Origin of the sequence: Halomonas sp. MS1, from assembly GCF_024182575.1 — a bacterium.
Lineage (GTDB): Bacteria > Pseudomonadota > Gammaproteobacteria > Pseudomonadales > Halomonadaceae > Vreelandella.
On the sequence record NZ_CP098926.1, the window covers coordinates 4,033,228 to 4,051,169 of the forward strand.

Genomic DNA, 17,942 nt, shown 5'->3' on the forward strand with positions numbered 1-17,942 from the left:
GCCAAGCGCTGTTTTGTGCTTCCCACATCAATGAAGCTGGCTATTATTTGTTAGCTTTCCATACCCGTGATCAACACGCGCTTGGTCATGGGTAATAGCTGACTATATTAGCCACCGGCAATCATCATATTACCGACTAAACCGAGCAAAAAGCCTGTAACTGCTCCCACTGCGGGCATGCTTTTATGTGCAAGCTTAGATTCTGGTGCAATATCCTGGAAAACTAAGTAAAGAATTCCCGCACTAGCAAACAGCATTAAAGCGCCCATCAACTCCTCATACTGAGACAGCAAATAATACCCTGTGGCGGCAGAGGCAGGACCTACTAACGCTAAACCGCTAAAAGCCAGCACAATTTTATTTGCTGAGAGTTGAGAGTTACTACTTAACTCCTCAAAGGCATTAAACCCTTCCGGTAAGTTTTGCAAAACCATCAGCAACGCCAACAAAAAGCCAGCACTTCCTCCCGAGGCAAAGGCCGCTCCTAAAGCAATGGCTTCGGGAACAAAATCAGAAAGCATTGCGACCAGTTGACCAACAGAACTGTTCAGCCTACTTAAAAAAGTATCCAACAGATAGAAACACACTCCTCCCGCAGCAAAACACAGCGCCGCGAATACAGGAGAAAGCTTGCCCGCCCCTTCAGGGACTAGCACCAAAGCGACTGCCGATATAAGCGCTCCCCCGCCAAAAGCAACAATAAAATGCCGCCATGCAGTACCTAAGAAATAGGGATGCACAAGATCAAGTCGAGCAAGCAATGCCCCCGTGGGCATTGCCGCACCAGCCAGCAATGATAATAATAAGATATAGGTAATTTCAGTCATTGATATTGGCGATCACTTTCCTAAAGACCTCAATTTTCCAGCAATATTCTCTTTACTTTACAGCACCAGATCGCTCATCTATCAGCAGCGGCGGCATCGGACAGTCGAGGATATCTGCTATTACCCGAAACAACTCAGCTTCGGCTGGGCGAATATGCCCGCTATGCTCAATGCAGCGCGCCATGGCTTGCAGAAGAACGGGCTTCTGCAAAGGCTTCAAGCGCCGTAAACGCTCCACGGCCAAGCTTAATGCCCGCATATCACTTACTTCGTCAGTGGCAGATAAGGCGAACGGCAGCTCGCTTTCCGCTGCGTTAAGCGCTGCGCTAATCTCTTCAGGGTTATCCTGGCCTGCTGCTGCCAGCACACTGAGTAGGCGCTGGCACTCTCGCTGTAAATCACCCAGTTTAAGATGAGAGAGCCCGCTGTTCTTTTCGCCCAGATTGTTCAGTAGCAGCTGGTACAGCGCCCATTCAAACAAGCTGACGTGGCCATCCGCGTTGATCAATTGCTCCATGCAGAGGCGAAAGTGCTGAGCCTGATCAACGGAAAGCAACTTTAAGGCTGGTAGTGCCAACTCAACCAGCGGTAGACGTAACTCGATATTCAGCCTCAATACCTCGGAACCAATGCCCATCAGCGCTTGATAAGTATCTGGCAAGGCAATTTGTTGTAATGCATCTAACTGCTGCTCACGAACTGATAGTTCATCGCTTAGTAGTAGTGCATAAATTAACGCTCGGGCGGTATAGGGTTCATGGGCCGCAGTTTTGATTCGTTCTGGCAGCGCATTTAGCGTTGCCCTGGCTTGCGCTAGGTGGCGTTGACTGGGCTGGCCGATGGCGTTAATGGCCGTTTGAGCAGAAGCTGCAGTTAATACAGCAGCCAACGTCCCTCTGCTTAGCTTCGCATCAGAACGGTCTTCACTATCATCTTCATTATCTACTGAGCCAGGGGCGTCATGATCCGTTTGCTGCGGCGGCCAGCGAACCTCGAAGCGGCCATCCCAGTCTGGCATTACCCGCTGAATACGCTCTTTTAGTGGCGGGTGGGTCGCCATCATAAGCGTAAATCCCAGCTTGATGCCCTGGCCGAAAAACAGGTGGCTGAATTCGGCTGCCTGTGGCGCTTTGAGGTAGGAACCCTGGCTATGCGAGCCAATCTTGATCAGCGCATTACCAATGCCATAAGGGTTACGGGTGAACTGAACTGCGGAAGCATCCGCCAGATATTCGCGCTGGCGGCTGACCGCTGACTTAATCAGATTGCCAAAAAAGGTCCCCGCATAGCCGACCACCATTAGCGCCGCTCCCAACCCCAAAATTATCGCCGCGGAGTTGTTACGTTTACTGCCTCCGGCACGACGATAGCGCATGCTACGTAGCAAAGTACCGCCCAATAGCCCAATCAGCAGAATACCGTGGAGGATGCTGACCAAGCGTATGTTTAGCCGCATGTCGCCGTACAGAATATGGCTAAACTCATGCGCGACGACCCCCTGCAACTCTTCCCGTGTCAGGTTGCGGATGGTGCCACGGGTAATACCGATCACCGCATCGCTGGTTTGATACCCTGCCGCAAAAGCATTGATGCCCTCTTCCTCTACGACATAAACGGAAGGCACCGGCGTGCCCGATGCAATGGCCATTTCTTCAACGACATTGAGAATGCGGCGTTCATCGGGGTTCTGGGTCATTAGATTAATCTCGCGCCCGCCGAGCGCTTCTGCGACTGCCCGGCCACCACCACTGAGCTGACGTTGTTTGAATAGACCGCCTAGCACCACAACAGCCAGCACCCCGATGGCCACACCAGCGACTAGCTGGAATGAGAGCGCGGACCACACTCCCTGCGCCGAAAGGCTGCTTTGTTCTGCGCCGCGCATCAGCTGCAAGGCGATAGCAACCACCAATGTCGTCACGGCAACCAACGCCAGCACTGCTAGTACCAGCAAGACAACCAGATGCCAGGTTTTGCGCCGAGCGTGTTCCTGAGCAGTAAAAAAATCCATCTAATCCTAGCTCCTGCGCAGTAGCTTAGAACGATACTTTGGGTGCCACTTGGATCTGGGCGCTGTCTTCGAATTCTAGCAATGAGGCATCTTGGCCATGCCCAAACATGCCAGCCACCGCCACTGGGGGGAAGCTCTGCCGATAAGTGTTGTAGTGCATTACCGCATCGTTGAATGACTGACGCGCAAAAGCCACCTTGTTTTCCGTGCTGGTGAGCTCTTCTGACAACTGCATCATATTTTGCGAAGCTTTTAGGTCTGGGTAAGCTTCCATGACGACATTGAGCCGTCCCATCGCCTGAGTTAGTGCACCTTCAGCACCACCAAGATCAGCAATTGCTTTGGCGCTACCAGGGTTCGCCGCCGCCGCTTTAAGTCCGGCCACTGCCGTGTTACGAGCCTCAATGACCGACTGCAGCGTTTCCCGCTCATGGGTCAGATAGCCTTTGGCGGTCTCTACCAGGTTAGGAATTAGGTCATGCCGCCGCTTAAGCTGTACTTCAATCTGGGCAAAGGCGTTCTCAAAGCGATTTTTCAACGAAACAAGACGGTTGTAGATTCCGATAACGTAAAACGCGATAACGGCGACGACTACCAAAACAATGATGAGTGTCAGCATTTGGGTCCATCCTTAGCGTTAGCTGTAGTTAGCGGAAAAGTGCTAGGGGAAAAAGTGCTAGCGGAAAAATAATAGCAGTTGAGCGTCAGATGCGTATTAACGAAAGCGCGCATTTGGCCGCACAACAGACGTGCTGCCAGCCATTCGATCGACCATCGCAAACTCATTGCCCCTTAAGCGCCGCCTCAATCTCAGCAATGTTGATTTTTCTCATTTGCATCATCGCATCAAAGGCACGCTTAGCGATGTTAGGGTCGGGATTGGTAATCGCGTTCATTAGTACCGCCGGTGTTATCTGCCAAGATACGCCCCATTTGTCCTTACACCAGCCACAGGCACTTTCTTCACCACCGTTGCTAACAATGGCATGCCAATAGTGATCCGTTTCGGCTTGATCATTCGTTGAGACTTGGAAAGAGAACGCCTCATTGTGTGTGATCGCAGGTCCACCGTTGAGCCCAAGGCACGGAATGCCCATCACGGAAAACTCGACGGTTAATACATCCCCTTGTTTACCCGACGGAAAGTCTCCCGGCGCATAATGAACAGCCTTGACGAACGAATCGGGAAAGGTATCCGCGTAAAAGCGTGCAGCCTCTTCTGCGCGACCATCGTACCAAAGGCAAATAGTGTTCTTTGCGAAGCTCGTCATGAGGTTTCTCCAAGATATGCGGACCTAATTGCACCTAGGTTTTCAGCTTAACGCATCTGATCTGCTTCGCCAGAGGGGATTTAAGAGGATGAAATACGGTGGTGAATGGTGAACAGTTAATGGTTAATGGTTAATGGTTAATGGTTAATGGTTAATGGTTAATGGCTGTAGGGATGGTTTCGTCGTCGCGAAGTGTTAACACTTCAAAACCGGATGAGGTGACCGCAATCGTGTGCTCCCACTGTGCAGACAACTTCTTGTCACTGGTAACCACTGTCCAGCCATCTTTCTTAGTTTTTATTTTGGCTTTCCCCTGGTTAACCATCGGTTCTATGGTAAATACCATACCCTCTTGTAAAGTCAGCCCTTTGCCCTTCTTCCCATAGTGCAACACCTGGGGCTCTTCGTGCATTTCTCGGCCAATTCCATGCCCACAATACTCACGAACGATAGAGTAGCCCTGTTTTTCAGCATATTGCTGAATCGCGTAACCTACATCGCCTAACGTTGCGCCAGGCTTAACCGCTTGTATCCCTTGCCACATGGACTCGTAGGTTTTATCGACCAGCCGCTTGGCATAGGGCGTTACATCTCCAAGAAGGTACATCTTGCTTGAATCTGCGATAAACCCGCCCTTCTCTAAGGTAATATCGGCATTCATGATATCGCCTGACCTAAGTTTTTGCGTTTCAGATGGAATGCCATGACAAACCACATGGTTGACTGACGCGTTCAACACATACTGATAGCCATACTGCCCCTTACTGGCAGGGCGAGCCTGTAAATGATCAACGATATAATCTTCGGCCCAATGATTAATATCCATCGTAGAAATGCCGGGCACTATTTGTTTATCGAGATAACTGAAAACTGAGGCGAGTAGCCGCCCCGCCTCGCGCATTACGCGCAGTTCCTCTGCACTTTTCAGCGTTACCTTAGCCACCAATCACCTTCCTTAGATCGACATCGGCTTGCTGCATTTGGTCACGCATAATTTCAGAGAAGGTCATGCCCGGATTAGCCTCCGCGAGCATCCCTACTTTTATCCAATATTCAGCTTGGGCATTGATGGAACGCACCATCACCGAACTAGCCTTGCGCACGTCTTCGTGCAGCTGATCATTAATTTTCACGATCCCCATAGCGCCCTCTCAAAATATACGAAATGAATATGAAACATATACGAATCATATATTATCGAACATTGAGCGACAAGCTTCCCTGCCATTAGCGCAGCAGGCCACACCAATGCATTGCGCTTGGTTAGCCGGGTTCGAAGATATCAGGATCTGAAAAAACTAACGGAAGTGTGATTTGGCAGCACGACAAACCAGCTAGCCAGCACCAAGCCACCAAACAGGGTATAAACCACGATAAATACCCATTCAGGCATAGTGAAATAGAGCAGGCTCTGCAACCAGTATTGAATAAAAGAGCCCGTATAAGTACCCGCCCCAGCCTTGGCCCGTAGCGCCATTTCCCACGTGGTTAATGGGCAAACGATCCCAAACCACGCCTGCACGACCACATAACCAATGGCACACAGATGAATGATCCGGAATGTCCGATGTCGCACCCACTGCCATTGCAGGAAATACCCTGCGTAGATGGCTAGCAGGCCGACAACAACAAACGCCACAAACAAAACGTGGAGAATTAAAATCAAATCTGCCAAGCGTAACAGTAGCGTTTGTTCAGACATAGTAATCTACGTGATCCTCACCTTACCCCAGAGCTTGAAGCGCACTGCGCAAATGCTGGGTTAGATGGTCGGGGTGGACATCAGTCAACGACACAGTATCACACTGCTGGAAATGACAAAACTGGGTGATGGCATCCACAAAAGCCGTTACGACGAGCCCCTCATCAAACGTATGTGGTTCGAAATGTAAGAACTTGATCTCTAAATGACGGCTTTTTCGATGGGCTTTACAATCCATACGCCCAATAAAGGCATCGCGATAAAGTAGCGGAAGGCAAAAATAGCCATACTGACGTTTGGCTTCAGGCACATAACATTCCAATTGATAATCATATTGAAAAAGCGCCTTGAGCCGTTCGCGCTGAATAACACTGTTATCGAACGGGGAAAGAATCAGCAGCCGGTTTTTTAACCTAGGCAACGGGCTCTCAAGCGTCCCCGCTTCCACTATAAAGACCTCGCCACTGCTTACTTTTACGCTTTCTAACGTTCCCTGCGCTAACCTTTCGTTTACCAGATGTTTCACTGCATTGCGCAGCTCAGAGCTACGCCGTAGATAGGTAAAGCCTTTGAGTGATGCAAACCCATGACAGCGTAATTGCTGGTCGACCATGTGCGTCGCAAACTCTTCCACGCTGGGCATTTGCGTATTGATATGAGCTGGAAGTACCCGCTCGGTTAGATCATAGGTTTTTTGAAAACCTTCGCGGTCGCTGACCATCAGGTCGCCCTGCATATACAACTGTTCCAGTGCCTTTTTGGCAGGTTTCCAGTCCCACCAGCCTGAGCGTTTCGTCGTCGTGTTTTCCAGGTCTCGAGAGCGCAGCGGGCCATCTGATTCTATACGAGCCAATAGCTCACTCATCAGCTTTTTGTCAGGGTTTCTGAACCAGTGCGTTTGGCCACTTTTGATGGTGTATTTGTAGGGTAACGAAAAGCGAAAATCGTCGATGGGTAAAAAAGCAGCCGCATGGGCCCAATATTCAAAGATGTCTCTATTGATCAACAACTGATGAATCATGTCTGGTTTGAACCCAGGCACTCGCGAGTGAACCACATGGTGATGGGCTCGCTCGACAACTGAAATAGTATCGATCTGAACATAACCCAGATGATTAATCGCGGCACGGGTTCCAGCCAAACCGCGCCCGAACGGCTGAACTTGCAGCAACCCTTGCGCAGCCAGGGCAATGCGACGTAAGCGCGCCAACGCTTGCGGACGTTCAATTTCAATCATCGTCGTACTTGCCTCAACGCCCGCCATAAACTGCGCGAAAGACGAGCGCCTGACGACCGTACTTAGTGTATTTAATGCGCTTTACTCAACAGCTACACACCGAGAAGGGGCAAATGCTTAAGCCTGTGATACTTCAGTGCCAACTCGATGCAATGCCCTAATGGGACTTGCGCAATATTCATGCCCAAAGGGATCACAATAGCTCTCTTGCCTTCATACTCAAATTCACTGCGATATATCTCTTTGAACGTTTCAATCAAACGCGTTTGGCAGTGAAAAAACACCTTAATAGCATCTGGGTCTTTCGCTTTCCAATCGATGCGAATGGTCGTGCCGCCTTTGACAAGGTAACTAGCCTCTCCCCATTTGAGCACTTCTTCGACATCGCCCAACCCATCTTCAGCCGCTATTGTCAGAATAAGCTGCCGCACACGCTCAAGCTGCCGCCGAGCACTTATCGGATAGGTTTCAAACTTAGCCTGAACAGCTGGATTCACAATAATCTTTCCAAGAAATTAACGACAATATGGCATAAACGCTTATTTATTAACTCAATTATCTATGCTGAATGGTTCAAAGATCATGCTGCCCGCGTTGCCATAAATTGACCATTGCCGACAGGCACAGTGCACGTGGCGAAATCTGGGTCTGCCGACACCAGCGCCACAAAACTAGCCATTTCATCAGCATGGGAAGTGGCGTTATCCACCACCAGAAGCCCACCACCTTTCAAGAGCCGCTTAATATTCGGCCACCACGGCACATACTCAGAACGATTAGAATCGAGAAAGAGCAGATCGAATGAAGAATTCTCCACGCTTTCCAGCAACTTGCCAGCCTCACATTGAAGCGATGTAATGTAGTCAGAAAGACCCGAGCGCTCAAAATTCGTGGCGGCCAGATCGAACTTGTATTCAGAAAGCTCTACCGTCGTGACGTGCCCGGAAATCTTCTGAGCGGCCTGGGCAAACCACAACGTGGAATAGCCATTAGAGGTACCAATCTCCAGCACTCGTTTTGCGTCCGTGGCTTGGGTAAGTACTGCAAGAAACTCCCCCGTATCACGAGTGATATTCAACATACGACGTGGACGATCAGCAATGGCAGCATCGTTTTCCTGGCCAAATTGCTCTAGCTCAGTTAGCAACTCGCGTAATGATTCGACCACACTTGCCCCCTTAGCAATCTAAACAGCTTTAAAACAAGAGCCGACTGGTCAGGCTCAGAAGGTAGTAAAACGTCATGCCCACCTAACTTAGAAACTTAACGTTTTCAGCTTAACGCACATAATGAACTTCACCAGATTGATCGAAAGCTCACCGGTGACGTTGACGCAGCTAAGACAACGGTATTCTAGTAACGCCCCTGGTTAGCTGTTCCCAAGCATGTACGCACGAAGCTGCCGTTCCTCTCGCATAACATAAAGGACCAGAACCTGTTTCTCATCCTCACGATAAAAAATGCGACATGGTAGAACCACTATCTCCCTGTATACCGAATTGGGGAGCTCAGGAGGAACCCGTCCGGATTGGGGGAAATTTTCCAAACGCTCGGTCTTATCGAAAACGTCTTTGACCAGATGGCTTGCGGCAGCAGGATTATCCAGAGCAATGTACTCAGCGATGGCATCCAGTTCTTGAAGGGCAGGCTCTGTCCAAATTACTTCAGCCATTTACTCATCTTCTCCCTGGCCTCACTTTGGCTGTACGTTCTTCCCTCAAGTACAGCGCGCTCTCCCCGCGAAAGCCCCTCAAGCAGCTCTAATCGGCGCTGCATAAACTCGTAATCTTGTACATCGACAAGGTATGCGGATGGCTTGCCATGTTCAGTGATCAGTACCGGCTCTTTCGAAAGATGCAGGTCTGCCAAGATTTTTGTGGCTTGGCGCTTAAGGTTGGTAACAAGCTCAACTTTCATGGGCACACTCTGAGTCAGACTGATAGTGGCACTATAGTATCACTTCCCAAGTGGGGCAATCACCGCTGATGATCACCAGTTAACGACAAGTTGCCCACTAACAGCGGCAGTTTATGCACTATTCGTAGTGACTCCAGAGCCGAAGAACCTTAACCACCCGCTCTTCTTCAAGCACTTGCTAGACCAAGCTATGCTGGATATTAATCTGACGTAAATAAGCGCCTGCATGATCACCGATGAGCTTTTCACATGGTGGAGGCTTTCGATTGCTCAAGGTGCTGGTTTTGGTTCATGAACTGCTATGGCGGCGGATAGTCAGAGCAGTACCACAGCAGGAGATACAGTAGGAGATAGCGATATGCAGACAATAGAGCTAGGCGGAGAAAGCGTACCCCGTATCGGCCAGGGCACCTGGCATATGGGCGAGAATGCCGAACAGCGGCAGGCTGAGGTCAGGGCGCTGCGCGAAGGACTGGATCTGGGCATGACGCTGATCGATACCGCAGAGATGTATGCCGAAGGCGGCGCTGAAGAGATCGTGGGCCAAGCCATCCTCGGTCGGCGCGATGAGGTGTATCTGGTCAGCAAGGTCTACCCCCACAACGCCAGTACCAAGGGTGTTCAAGCCGCCTGCGAGCGCAGCCTGCGGCGGTTGGGCACCGACACTATTGATCTATACCTGCTGCACTGGCGCGGCCAATACCCGCTGAGCGAAACAGTGGAAGCTTTTGAGCGGCTGCGCGAGCAGGGCAAGATTCTACGCTGGGGTGTATCGAACTTCGACATTGACGACTTAGCTGAGCTCGACGCGCCAGCTTGCGCCACCAACCAGGTGCTCTACAACCCCGAAGCACGCGGCATTGAACACGACCTGCTGCCATGGCAAGCACAACAAAACATGCCGCTCATGGCCTACTGCCCGATCGGGCAAGGCGGCGCGTTACTGCATGATGCCGCCCTGCAACGCATCGCCGACAAACACAGCGCCACCACCGCGCAAGTCGCCCTCGCCTGGGCACTGCGCCACCCCGGCGTGATTGCAATTCCTAAGGCTGTGAATCTGGATCACCTCAAGCAGAACGTTGATGCTGATAATGTCAGACTCGACGACGATGACCTGGCCGAGATCGATGCCGCCTATCCTCCGCCAACGCGCAAGCAGCCTTTGCAGATGGTGTGAATCCGAGCCATTAACGGCCCAGCACTGGAGCGATGTCATATCACTGCCCGCCCCAAAACCCAATGCCTAGATCAGCTTTCTCGCCCACCTGCTGTTCATACTGTTGGCAACGACCCTGAACTGCTCGATGCGCGTACCGAGGTGGTTCAGGCATTCTTCGAGCATGGCGGTGGCCTGATCGACTTATCGCTCATGTATGGCTCGGCGCCTCCCACCACCGCCAAACCAAACGATGGGCATTAAACATCAGTAGGTTGCCACTCACAATCATTGCTAACCCTATAAGTGCATTCGCATGCCACTGGTAACCCTCGAACACCGTTGACAGCGCCAGCGCAACCAAAGGAAACAATACCGTCGCATAAGCCGCCTTACCGGCACCAATACGGCCGACCAGCATAAAGTAGGCACCAAAGCCTCCCACCGATCCTATTACCGCCAAATAAACCAGGGCACCTAGATATCTCGGTTCCGCTGGCAGGCTGAAACTGGCTCCCTGAGCCCAGGCAATCAACCCCATCAACATCCCTCCATACAGCATGGCAAAGGCGTTGGTGGTGTTGATTTGCAGACCGCATCGCTGATGCCTGACCGACACCATGTTACCCAGCGAAAACCCGTAGGTACCCAGCAACGTCAAGCCAATGGCGCCCAGCAGTTCCCACGTAGCCTCAACTGTGACCAGATCCTGCCAGAAAATCAGCGCCATGCCCGGCAGACCAAGGGCCAAAGCCAGGTAAAATACCCGCGGAACCGGTGTGCGAAAGAACAGGTAGCCATTGGCCGCATTAAACAGTATCGACATAGAAAACAGGATGGCAATTAGGCCGCTGGGCAGATAACCCGCAGCGGTATAGAAGCAGTAGAAATTCAAACCAAAGACACAGCCCCCCTGCAACAGGCAGAAAAGATGATCCCTGGTATGCAGAGCCTGGCGTCGGCGCAACAATGTAAGCCCGGCCAACAACACCAGCGCGGCGATGAGAAAACGATAGAATACCGAGACCGGCACCGCCACCTCGCCCACTTGCCAAGCGATAGCCAGCCAGGTCGAGCCCCAGATAAGAACTGTTGAGATATACAGAAGGCTATTCATGGCTTGCCATTCCCAGAGTGGTTAGTGTCAGCCATAGTATCGGCTCACCCCGGCTGGCTGGCTTGCCTGCGTTTGCGCCAGTTTGTCTATTCTTGCGGTTGAATGGCTCGCTGAATTGAGTTTCGTGCTGAGCCTGAGTACTGTTAACGCAGTACCCAGGAGCCGCCCATGTTCACCGACACTTTGAGCCACTATCCCAGGATGAAACAGACGCAGGCGCGTCTAGTGAGTAGCACCCAGCTAAAAAATGGCATGGCGCTGGCCCGTTGGAGTAACCAAGAAGACCGTATTGAGAAAATTCACTCAAACCACCACACTCTGAGCGTTTATCTGAACGGCGCGGAGAACTCCCTACGCAGGCAGGGATCACAAACCATTGCCAGCGAGACCAGCAATAGCGTGTGTTTAATGCCCGCCAACCTAATCACCAGTTGGGACGTGCATGGGCCTATCTCACTACTGCATTTCTATTTCAGCGACACTCACCTGAGTCAGTTGATCGAACAGGTATGGGATAAAGATGGCCGAAGCGTGCAACTGGACGAAATCGACTTCGCCCAGGATGCGCTGCTCACTCAGCTGTTTTGCACCACCCTTGGCCAGAGCAACTGGCAAGACCCGCTGGATCAATTAGCGCTGGATTCCGCCACCCAAACGGCATTGATACACACCCTACGCCACTATAGCCAGCGCCGACTGCCAACTCTGCGCCCAACCGGTGGACTACCTGCGTGGCAATTAAAACGAGTGGTGGAGTTCATTGAGCATCACCTGAACCAACCCCTTACGCTGGCATGCATGGCGGGTATCACTGGCTTAAGTGACTACCACTTCGCCCGCATGTTCAAACAAGCCACTGGTTACCCACCACATCGCTATGTGCTGCACCGTCGTCTTATCCGGGCGCAATACTTGTTGGCGGAAACATCGCTAAATATGACTGAGATCGCACTACGCTGCGGTTTTGGCTCCAGCAGTCATTTCAGCAACCGTTTTCGCGCAGAGACAGGTGTCAGTCCTACTGAGTATCGGACGCAACAACGTAGCTAGGGTTCTTACGAAGACTGCCTTCTACCCGCCCCGCTCTGGGCCTACGCTGGCGTTATATAAGATCACCTCATCTCCAGCCCCATAGCCGCTAATCACGGCCGCGCGGGAGACTCCTAGCGTGGATTGATACAGCTTCTCTGCGAAGTTGCCTTCCGAGGTGGTCACCATCACCGCCCCCACATCGCAGCCCTGACGACGCACGTGAGCCTTGAACGGCGCTAGCGACTCCACAATGAGCTGCTTACCCAGCCCCCTACCTGCTGCTTCCGGGTGAATACCGATTTGCTCCAGCTCGATGATACTTTTTTCCCGAAAGCCGTTTTTCACGCTAAACGAGGCTTTTAGCTCTTGCTTGAACGCATCAAATGCCGATGCGTCTGCCAACGCCAGCGTGACTGCGGATGAAGGTTCCATGGCTGAGCCTATTTGCTCAACGAGCGTTATCAGTCTGCCATCATTTCTAGCGCTGCGCGCCCCGGTGCTTCGCGCGGCTTGCGATCAAAGAACCAATGACGATGAGCACGCTAGCACTCAATACGGCCACCGTGGCCTCGCCGTATCCCGCCAAGATCAGTAGCACCACCGAAATGAGTGGCGCGCTGTAGGCTAGGGTGCCAAGTAGCTGGATGTTCCCGTGTTTGACGCCATAGTCCCAGGTAAAAAATGCGATCCCAACCGGCCCGAGGCCCAGCCCAACCACGCCTACCCATTGCATCAAGCCATCCGGCCACACCGTCTCTTCCCACAGCATATGGCACCCTAAAGCCAACAGCGCCGTCACGCCGCAGAACCAACCGACGGCATCGGTTGGCACTGAACGCACCAATCTGCTGAGCACGGAGTAAGAAGACCAAATCAATGCACACGCCAGCGCTACCAGATAACCGGACAGGTTCTCCCAAGCAAATCCGCCTGCATTTCGACTGATCAACAACCAACAACCCACCAGCGCCACCAAGGCGCCAACGATAGACTGAGCTCGCATCCTCTCGTCCGGTAACAGGGCAGACAGCAGAACGATCAGTAGCGGCCAGAGGTAAGCCAACAGGCTGACTTCCACCGCCGGTGCTAGCGTCATCGCCTTGAAATATGCAAAGTGATAACCGAATAACCCGACGATACCGATACACCAGGCAAACGGCGGCTGGCGTATATACTGAACGCCCGTGTGGCCAGCCAAGACCCAACGCCCACCCATCAACAGAAACGCAATGCCGAAAGTCATGGCCATCAGCTGGAACTCTGGAATATCTCCGCCGGATAGCTTGGTCAGCAAAGCCAAAGTACCCCAAAGCAGAACGGAAATGGATCCGATCCAAGTAGCGGCATTCACGGTTGCCATGTCACTCTCCCCCCGAGATTCTCATGCGTTAGCAGTGACGGGAGAGCGTATCCATGACATCGATGGGGGTCTTTTGAATCCTGGCGGAATTATGTCGAGAGACGGCGGAAGTGGCTAGGCGGTTTGCCAAAGTGACGTCTGAAGCGGTCGCTGAAGGCCGATAACGACGAATAGCCTACCGCATCAGCCACCCGCTGAACGCTGTGACCTGACTGTTCCAGAAGCTGAAACGCCTCTTTCATTCGCACTTCTGTGAGGTATTGATGAGGCGTCACGCCCACCTGATGGCGAAAAAGATCGTTCAACTGCCGAATACTCAGATGGGCCACGTTAGCAACCTCTGCCATGGAAATCGGTTGGTGGAAGTGATCATCCAGAAACTGTTGCGCTGCGTGAACCCTGCGATCCAGTTTCAATTGACTTCCATGGCGCTCCTGCAGCAGCTGTATCAGTAACAGCAGCATGTGATGCTGGGTAACGCTTGACCCAGCCCCGCTCATAGCCTGAGCATGAAGGAACTGGACGTAATGGTGTAGTGCCGAATCAAGCCCCACGAAACAAGGCAGCTTATCTAGTGCAGGAGCCAGCCTTACAGGCAAATCGGCTACCAAAAACCGATTATCTTCTGTTGCAGCAAACCCATGGCCGCTTCCTGAAGGGATGATGGCCGCACGGTGCTGTGCCACCTCCCCCGCCATGGAATCTACTGACAGAAACAGCGTGCCGACCAGGGGCAATACCAGTTGATGATGGTCGTGGGAGTGACTTTTCACTTCATCATCATAAGTACGTATGTGCAGGCCGATCTCTGGATATTTCATGACCTTACTCAGCAGTCGTGGGCATATTCACTTCCTTGACTTGATTCCCCCCAGTCTTAGGCTGTGCGTTTTTAGGCAACGCTCGCTTGTCGCGTGCATTGCCTGGTTATGAGATGCTGGATGGTCACTTACCAGTCGCCCATACATTGCCGAGTCAGAGACGATCTCTGCTTCAATTCGCCGAAGTCCCAATGAATTGAATCCCTACCAAAAGAAACTCCCCCGTGCCACGAGTGATATTCAACATACGACGCAGACGATCAGCAATGGCAGCATCGTTTTCCTGGCCAAATTGCTCTAACTCAGTTAGCAACTCGCGTAATGATTCGACCACACTTACCCCCTTAGCAATCTAAACAGCTTTAAAACAAGAGCCGACTAATCGGCCTCAGAAGGTGGTAAAACGTCATGCCCACCTAGCTTAGAAACGTAACGTTTTCAGCTTAACGCACATCATGCACTTCACCAGATTGATCGAAGGTCTGAAATCGGCCAGAAGCGGTCTTTTAGGTATCACTGATGTGGCGATTTATAACGCCCGCGTTACGGGCTGGTTTGTAGTGGCAGCGCAAAACCAGTCCCGGTACACGCGATTTAAAGGTTGTCAGAAAGGAACCTGACAAAGTGCATTTCGAGGCCGTTGCAGCGGCCCTTCAATCGTAGCCGGTAGCGTATCAAACGCGCATAACCGTGTTCCAATCTATACTGTGGCCAGCCGCTTCGAGTTCACGCGCAAGTGCCTCCTCCAGCTACCGTTGTTGTCCATCGTCTCCAACACAACTGTTGTCAACGCACTGAATCAAGAATATTAAAACACTAGGCAAGCGCCGGTACGACAACGCATACGCCGCACCTCGCTTAGTGAACGCGCAAACCTTCCGTCTGATAAAGCAGATTGACTTCTACCACCCGTCCTTCCAACAGGTGGCAATACTGACGAGTCTTGCCCGCTTCCTGGCGCGATCGCACCTCGCCGCCTTCCTGCTCACAGTAATTGACGGCAACCTGCTGCGCCTGGTTAGCACCATCAGTAGTACCTAGGGTCGAACATCCCGCCAGTGCCATCCCTATCAAAACCAACAGGCCATAACGAGCCATGTGCTTCTCCCTTTGCATTGTTACGCTGAACAGTGATTATTAGCAGCGCAAAACCCGCTGATATTCATTCATTATAGTCAACGTTCGGACTTTCTTGGCATGGCAGCCAGAAATGATGACCTGCTTCTAATATGTCGAAAGTCAGGTTGAATACGCTATCCCCCTGCCACCATCAAGGCGCTGCCAGCGCGTGACCGGTTGGGTACGTTGATCACTTTTGTGATCCAATCCCCCGTTCTTGCCAGCGCGTTTAAATCAATGCCTGACTCGATTCCCAAACCCTCAAGCATATACACCACATCTTCGCTGGCCACATTGCCAGAAGCTCCTTTGGCATAGGGGCAGCCCCCCAAACCGGCGACGGAACTATCAATAACGCTTAGGCCCTCTTCCAGCATCGCATAGAGATTCGCAAGTGCTTGGCCGTAGGTATCATGACAGTGGGCGGCCAGGTTATTTATTGGCACCTGAGCGGCAACAGCCGCCAACATATGTTTGGCTTTTGATGGCGTTCCGGTGCCGATCGTATCGCCCAGTGATACCTCATAGCAGCCCATCTGGTATAGCGCCTTGGCAACTCGCGCCACCTGTAAAGGCGCGATCTCCCCCTCATAAGGGCAGCCAAGCACGCAGGAAATATATCCCCGTACACGTAGCCCGGCCTGGCGCGCATGCTCTACCACTTGCTCAAAACGCTCGAGCGACTCGGCGATAGAGCAGTTTATGTTCTTGTGAGAAAAGGCTTCACTTGCTGCGCCAAATACGGCGACTTCGTCAACATCGCACTCAATCGCTGCCTCAAGGCCTTTCAGGTTAGGTGTCAAGGCTGAATAGACAACGCCAGGGCGCCGCTCAACGCCCTGCATTATTTCCCGATGGTCGGCCATTTGCGGCACCCAGCGAGGCGACACAAAGCTCGCCGCCTCGATATTTGCACAACCCGCCTCCACCAGGCGCTTGATAAACGCAAGCTTCAGGTGAGTAGGCACAAACGCCTGTTCATTTTGCAAACCGTCGCGCGGACCGACCTCGACCAGGCGCACAGAGGATGGCAAGGCCATGTTGTCTCCTTAGCCGTTACGCAGCTGTTCAAGCAGTTGCTGGGCGATATCCACACGCACCTTGCCGCCATCCACAAGCAGCGCTGCGATACGATCAACTTCATCGCTCTCGGCCCCGGCCATTACCGCAATATTTTTAGCATGCAGTGCCATATGCCCCTTCTGAATGCCGGTGGTCGCCAGCGCCTTAATGGCGGCAAAATTCTGCGCCAAACCCACCGCGACAATAATACGCGCCAAGCGATCCGCTGTTTTAACGCCCAGAATATCAAGACAGTGCCGAGCACTAGGGTGCGATCGAGTAGCGCCGCCTACCAAGCCTACCGGCATAGGCATTTCTAAGGTGCCGGTCAGGTTCCCTTCGCTATCGGCTTCCCAATGTGTCAAGGAACGGTAACGCCCCGTGCGAGCGGCGTAGGCATGAGCACCCGCTTCTACCGCGCGGGTATCGTTGCCCGTTGACAGCACGACAGCGCTGACTCCATTCATGATGCCTTTGTTGTGGGTAGCTGCCCGGTAAGGGTCCTGGTCTGCGAAGCGATACGCGTTGAGCATACCGTCACGTACCGACTCCCCGCCAAGATCTTCTAGTTTCCAGGTAGCACGTGCGCGAGCAATGCGTCGATCAGCGAGGTTGGACAGAATACGCAGACAGCTGCGACCACCGCTCCACTCCGCTAGAGAAGGCGCGACAGCTTCCGCCATCGAGTTGACAGCATTGGCACCCATGGCGTCACGCACATCCACCAGCAGATGAACGATCAGCATGTTGTTGAGAACGCGCACTTCCAGGTCACGGAAACCCCCACCGTGCTGGAGCAGTACTGGGTCGGTTGCATCACAAATGCTTTTTACCTGTTCGAATTCGGAAAGCAGCCGAAGGCGTGCAAACTCGGGGTTAGGCACATCCAGCAACTGTACCTGCGCAATCATGATGGGTTCTGACGTATCGGTATGAAACCCGCCCAATGCGCGACACTGCCTGGCCGCATTACACACGGCGGCGACCACGGAAGACTCTTCGGTCGCCATGGGTACCAGCTGTTCCTCATCATCAATAATCAAATTGGTGGCAACGCCGATTGGCAGGTTCAGCGTACCAATGACGTTTTCGATCATGGCATCGGCAGTGGCCGACGAGATATTGCCCGTATCAGAGAAATGCGTGCGAACCTCGCTGCCGAGCTCAGCTATTTCGATGACTTTCTCAAGCCGCTCGCTGGGAGTAAGCTGATAAAAACCAGGAATGCGGGATGTGCTGTGTGCCATGAATAATGCCTCTGATCAATTGAGGTTGAATAAGTAAATGTGCCTGACGTGTACGATTTA

22 protein-coding genes and 1 pseudogene are annotated in these 17,942 nt (G+C 52.3%); 2 read left to right on the forward strand and 21 right to left on the reverse strand.

Features of this window, described 5'->3' with window-relative positions; all coding sequences use genetic code 11:
* Positions 1 to 107: 107 nt before the first annotated feature.
* The 13 genes and pseudogenes from NF683_RS18655 to NF683_RS18715 all read right to left on the reverse strand — a co-directional run.
* Positions 108 to 827 (reverse strand): ZIP family metal transporter, encoded by a 720-nt coding sequence (locus NF683_RS18655; protein WP_089038558.1) that lies wholly within the window; start codon positions 825 to 827, stop codon positions 108 to 110.
* A 52-nt stretch (positions 828 to 879) separates the two neighbouring features.
* Positions 880 to 2,838: a M48 family metallopeptidase gene (locus tag NF683_RS18660; RefSeq protein ID WP_089038559.1), complete on the reverse strand. Its 1,959-nt coding sequence runs from the start codon at positions 2,836 to 2,838 to the stop codon at positions 880 to 882.
* A gap of 25 nt (positions 2,839 to 2,863) precedes the next feature.
* On the reverse strand, positions 2,864 to 3,457 hold the full coding sequence (locus NF683_RS18665; protein WP_089038560.1) for a LemA family protein: 594 nt from the start codon (positions 3,455 to 3,457) through the stop codon (positions 2,864 to 2,866).
* Positions 3,458 to 3,620: 163 nt separating this feature from the next.
* Positions 3,621 to 4,109 (reverse strand): VOC family protein, encoded by a 489-nt coding sequence (locus tag NF683_RS18670; RefSeq protein WP_253920692.1) that lies wholly within the window; start codon positions 4,107 to 4,109, stop codon positions 3,621 to 3,623.
* 151 nt (positions 4,110 to 4,260) lie between these two features.
* A complete protein-coding gene (gene map / locus NF683_RS18675; RefSeq protein WP_253920693.1) occupies positions 4,261 to 5,052 on the reverse strand; it encodes a type I methionyl aminopeptidase in 792 nt (263 codons plus the stop codon).
* Positions 5,045 to 5,251 (reverse strand): ParD-like family protein, encoded by a 207-nt coding sequence (locus tag NF683_RS18680; protein WP_038485042.1) that lies wholly within the window; start codon positions 5,249 to 5,251, stop codon positions 5,045 to 5,047. Before NF683_RS18680 ends, map begins: the two co-directional genes overlap by 8 nt.
* A 140-nt stretch (positions 5,252 to 5,391) precedes the next feature.
* Positions 5,392 to 5,811 (reverse strand): DUF2784 domain-containing protein, encoded by a 420-nt coding sequence (locus NF683_RS18685; protein WP_253920694.1) that lies wholly within the window; start codon positions 5,809 to 5,811, stop codon positions 5,392 to 5,394.
* 22 nt (positions 5,812 to 5,833) lie between these two features.
* On the reverse strand, positions 5,834 to 7,048 hold the full coding sequence (locus tag NF683_RS18690) for a winged helix-turn-helix domain-containing protein (RefSeq protein ID WP_089040879.1): 1,215 nt from the start codon (positions 7,046 to 7,048) through the stop codon (positions 5,834 to 5,836).
* A gap of 92 nt (positions 7,049 to 7,140) precedes the next feature.
* Positions 7,141 to 7,545: a DUF1801 domain-containing protein gene (locus tag NF683_RS18695; RefSeq protein ID WP_253920695.1), complete on the reverse strand. Its 405-nt coding sequence runs from the start codon at positions 7,543 to 7,545 to the stop codon at positions 7,141 to 7,143.
* Positions 7,546 to 7,628: 83 nt separating this feature from the next.
* Positions 7,629 to 8,216 carry an O-methyltransferase gene (locus NF683_RS18700; RefSeq protein WP_253920696.1) on the reverse strand — a complete coding sequence of 196 codons (588 nt, stop codon included), beginning with the start codon at positions 8,214 to 8,216 and terminating at the stop codon, positions 7,629 to 7,631.
* A 201-nt stretch (positions 8,217 to 8,417) separates the two neighbouring features.
* On the reverse strand, positions 8,418 to 8,720 hold the full coding sequence (locus NF683_RS18705; RefSeq protein ID WP_253920697.1) for a type II toxin-antitoxin system RelE/ParE family toxin: 303 nt from the start codon (positions 8,718 to 8,720) through the stop codon (positions 8,418 to 8,420).
* Positions 8,708 to 8,965 carry a type II toxin-antitoxin system Phd/YefM family antitoxin gene (locus NF683_RS18710; RefSeq protein WP_095603088.1) on the reverse strand — a complete coding sequence of 86 codons (258 nt, stop codon included), beginning with the start codon at positions 8,963 to 8,965 and terminating at the stop codon, positions 8,708 to 8,710. The genes NF683_RS18705 and NF683_RS18710 overlap by 13 nt, the downstream gene beginning before the upstream one ends.
* A gap of 178 nt (positions 8,966 to 9,143) precedes the next feature.
* Positions 9,144 to 9,230, reverse strand: a pseudogene (locus tag NF683_RS18715) (Txe/YoeB family addiction module toxin); the annotation flags it as partial.
* A gap of 93 nt (positions 9,231 to 9,323) precedes the next feature.
* On the opposite strand from NF683_RS18715, the gene NF683_RS18720 reads away from it, so the two are divergent.
* The gene (locus NF683_RS18720; RefSeq protein WP_253921906.1) at positions 9,324 to 10,145 is read left to right on the forward strand and encodes an aldo/keto reductase; all 822 of its coding nucleotides are present in this window, start codon (positions 9,324 to 9,326) and stop codon (positions 10,143 to 10,145) included.
* A gap of 190 nt (positions 10,146 to 10,335) precedes the next feature.
* On the opposite strand, the gene NF683_RS18725 is transcribed toward NF683_RS18720, so the two are convergent.
* Positions 10,336 to 11,241: a DMT family transporter gene (locus NF683_RS18725; protein ID WP_253920698.1), complete on the reverse strand. Its 906-nt coding sequence runs from the start codon at positions 11,239 to 11,241 to the stop codon at positions 10,336 to 10,338.
* A 168-nt stretch (positions 11,242 to 11,409) separates the two neighbouring features.
* Between NF683_RS18725 and NF683_RS18730 the strand changes: the two genes are divergently transcribed.
* Positions 11,410 to 12,291, forward strand: coding sequence for a helix-turn-helix domain-containing protein (locus NF683_RS18730; RefSeq protein WP_022520598.1), 882 nt, complete (start codon positions 11,410 to 11,412; stop codon positions 12,289 to 12,291).
* A 21-nt stretch (positions 12,292 to 12,312) separates the two neighbouring features.
* Here the strand turns inward: NF683_RS18730 and NF683_RS18735 are convergent, their stop codons facing one another.
* From NF683_RS18735 to NF683_RS18765, 7 genes are all read right to left on the reverse strand, one after another.
* Positions 12,313 to 12,705, reverse strand: a complete 393-nt coding sequence (locus NF683_RS18735; RefSeq protein ID WP_193084979.1) for a GNAT family N-acetyltransferase — start codon at positions 12,703 to 12,705, stop codon at positions 12,313 to 12,315.
* Between the two features lie 46 nt (positions 12,706 to 12,751).
* Positions 12,752 to 13,633: an aromatic amino acid exporter YddG gene (yddG, locus tag NF683_RS18740; protein WP_253920699.1), complete on the reverse strand. Its 882-nt coding sequence runs from the start codon at positions 13,631 to 13,633 to the stop codon at positions 12,752 to 12,754.
* Positions 13,634 to 13,722: 89 nt separating this feature from the next.
* Complete coding sequence (locus NF683_RS18745; protein WP_253920700.1) at positions 13,723 to 14,454, reverse strand: AraC family transcriptional regulator; 732 nt, start codon at positions 14,452 to 14,454, stop codon at positions 13,723 to 13,725.
* Positions 14,455 to 14,626: 172 nt separating this feature from the next.
* Positions 14,627 to 14,788, reverse strand: coding sequence for a hypothetical protein (locus NF683_RS18750; protein WP_253920701.1), 162 nt, complete (start codon positions 14,786 to 14,788; stop codon positions 14,627 to 14,629).
* 524 nt (positions 14,789 to 15,312) lie between these two features.
* Positions 15,313 to 15,552: a DUF333 domain-containing protein gene (locus NF683_RS18755; RefSeq protein WP_089038588.1), complete on the reverse strand. Its 240-nt coding sequence runs from the start codon at positions 15,550 to 15,552 to the stop codon at positions 15,313 to 15,315.
* 155 nt (positions 15,553 to 15,707) lie between these two features.
* The gene (locus NF683_RS18760; RefSeq protein ID WP_125748723.1) at positions 15,708 to 16,613 is read right to left on the reverse strand and encodes a hydroxymethylglutaryl-CoA lyase; all 906 of its coding nucleotides are present in this window, start codon (positions 16,611 to 16,613) and stop codon (positions 15,708 to 15,710) included.
* A 9-nt stretch (positions 16,614 to 16,622) separates the two neighbouring features.
* Positions 16,623 to 17,882, reverse strand: coding sequence for a hydroxymethylglutaryl-CoA reductase, degradative (locus NF683_RS18765; protein ID WP_253920702.1), 1,260 nt, complete (start codon positions 17,880 to 17,882; stop codon positions 16,623 to 16,625).
* Between the last annotated feature and the right edge of the window lie 60 nt (positions 17,883 to 17,942).

Bases quoted from the DNA above. Each gene is read 5' to 3' on its own strand.
- NF683_RS18680 (WP_038485042.1), bottom strand. From the start codon at position 5,251: ATGGGGATCGTGAAAATTAATGATCAGCTGCACGAAGACGTGCGCAAG.
- NF683_RS18725 (WP_253920698.1), bottom strand. From the start codon at position 11,241: ATGAATAGCCTTCTGTATATCTCAACAGTTCTTATCTGGGGCTCGACC.
- NF683_RS18765 (WP_253920702.1), bottom strand. From the start codon at position 17,882: ATGGCACACAGCACATCCCGCATTCCTGGTTTTTATCAGCTTACTCCC.
- NF683_RS18670 (WP_253920692.1), bottom strand. From the start codon at position 4,109: ATGACGAGCTTCGCAAAGAACACTATTTGCCTTTGGTACGATGGTCGC.
- NF683_RS18730 (WP_022520598.1), top strand. From the start codon at position 11,410: ATGTTCACCGACACTTTGAGCCACTATCCCAGGATGAAACAGACGCAG.
- NF683_RS18710 (WP_095603088.1), bottom strand. From the start codon at position 8,965: ATGAAAGTTGAGCTTGTTACCAACCTTAAGCGCCAAGCCACAAAAATC.
- NF683_RS18655 (WP_089038558.1), bottom strand. From the start codon at position 827: ATGACTGAAATTACCTATATCTTATTATTATCATTGCTGGCTGGTGCG.
- NF683_RS18705 (WP_253920697.1), bottom strand. From the start codon at position 8,720: ATGGCTGAAGTAATTTGGACAGAGCCTGCCCTTCAAGAACTGGATGCC.
- NF683_RS18760 (WP_125748723.1), bottom strand. From the start codon at position 16,613: ATGGCCTTGCCATCCTCTGTGCGCCTGGTCGAGGTCGGTCCGCGCGAC.
- NF683_RS18685 (WP_253920694.1), bottom strand. From the start codon at position 5,811: ATGTCTGAACAAACGCTACTGTTACGCTTGGCAGATTTGATTTTAATT.
- NF683_RS18755 (WP_089038588.1), bottom strand. From the start codon at position 15,552: ATGGCTCGTTATGGCCTGTTGGTTTTGATAGGGATGGCACTGGCGGGA.
- NF683_RS18735 (WP_193084979.1), bottom strand. From the start codon at position 12,705: ATGGAACCTTCATCCGCAGTCACGCTGGCGTTGGCAGACGCATCGGCA.
- NF683_RS18745 (WP_253920700.1), bottom strand. From the start codon at position 14,454: ATGAAATATCCAGAGATCGGCCTGCACATACGTACTTATGATGATGAA.
- yddG (WP_253920699.1), bottom strand. From the start codon at position 13,633: ATGGCAACCGTGAATGCCGCTACTTGGATCGGATCCATTTCCGTTCTG.
- NF683_RS18720 (WP_253921906.1), top strand. From the start codon at position 9,324: ATGCAGACAATAGAGCTAGGCGGAGAAAGCGTACCCCGTATCGGCCAG.
- NF683_RS18665 (WP_089038560.1), bottom strand. From the start codon at position 3,457: ATGCTGACACTCATCATTGTTTTGGTAGTCGTCGCCGTTATCGCGTTT.
- NF683_RS18660 (WP_089038559.1), bottom strand. From the start codon at position 2,838: ATGGATTTTTTTACTGCTCAGGAACACGCTCGGCGCAAAACCTGGCAT.
- NF683_RS18690 (WP_089040879.1), bottom strand. From the start codon at position 7,048: ATGATTGAAATTGAACGTCCGCAAGCGTTGGCGCGCTTACGTCGCATT.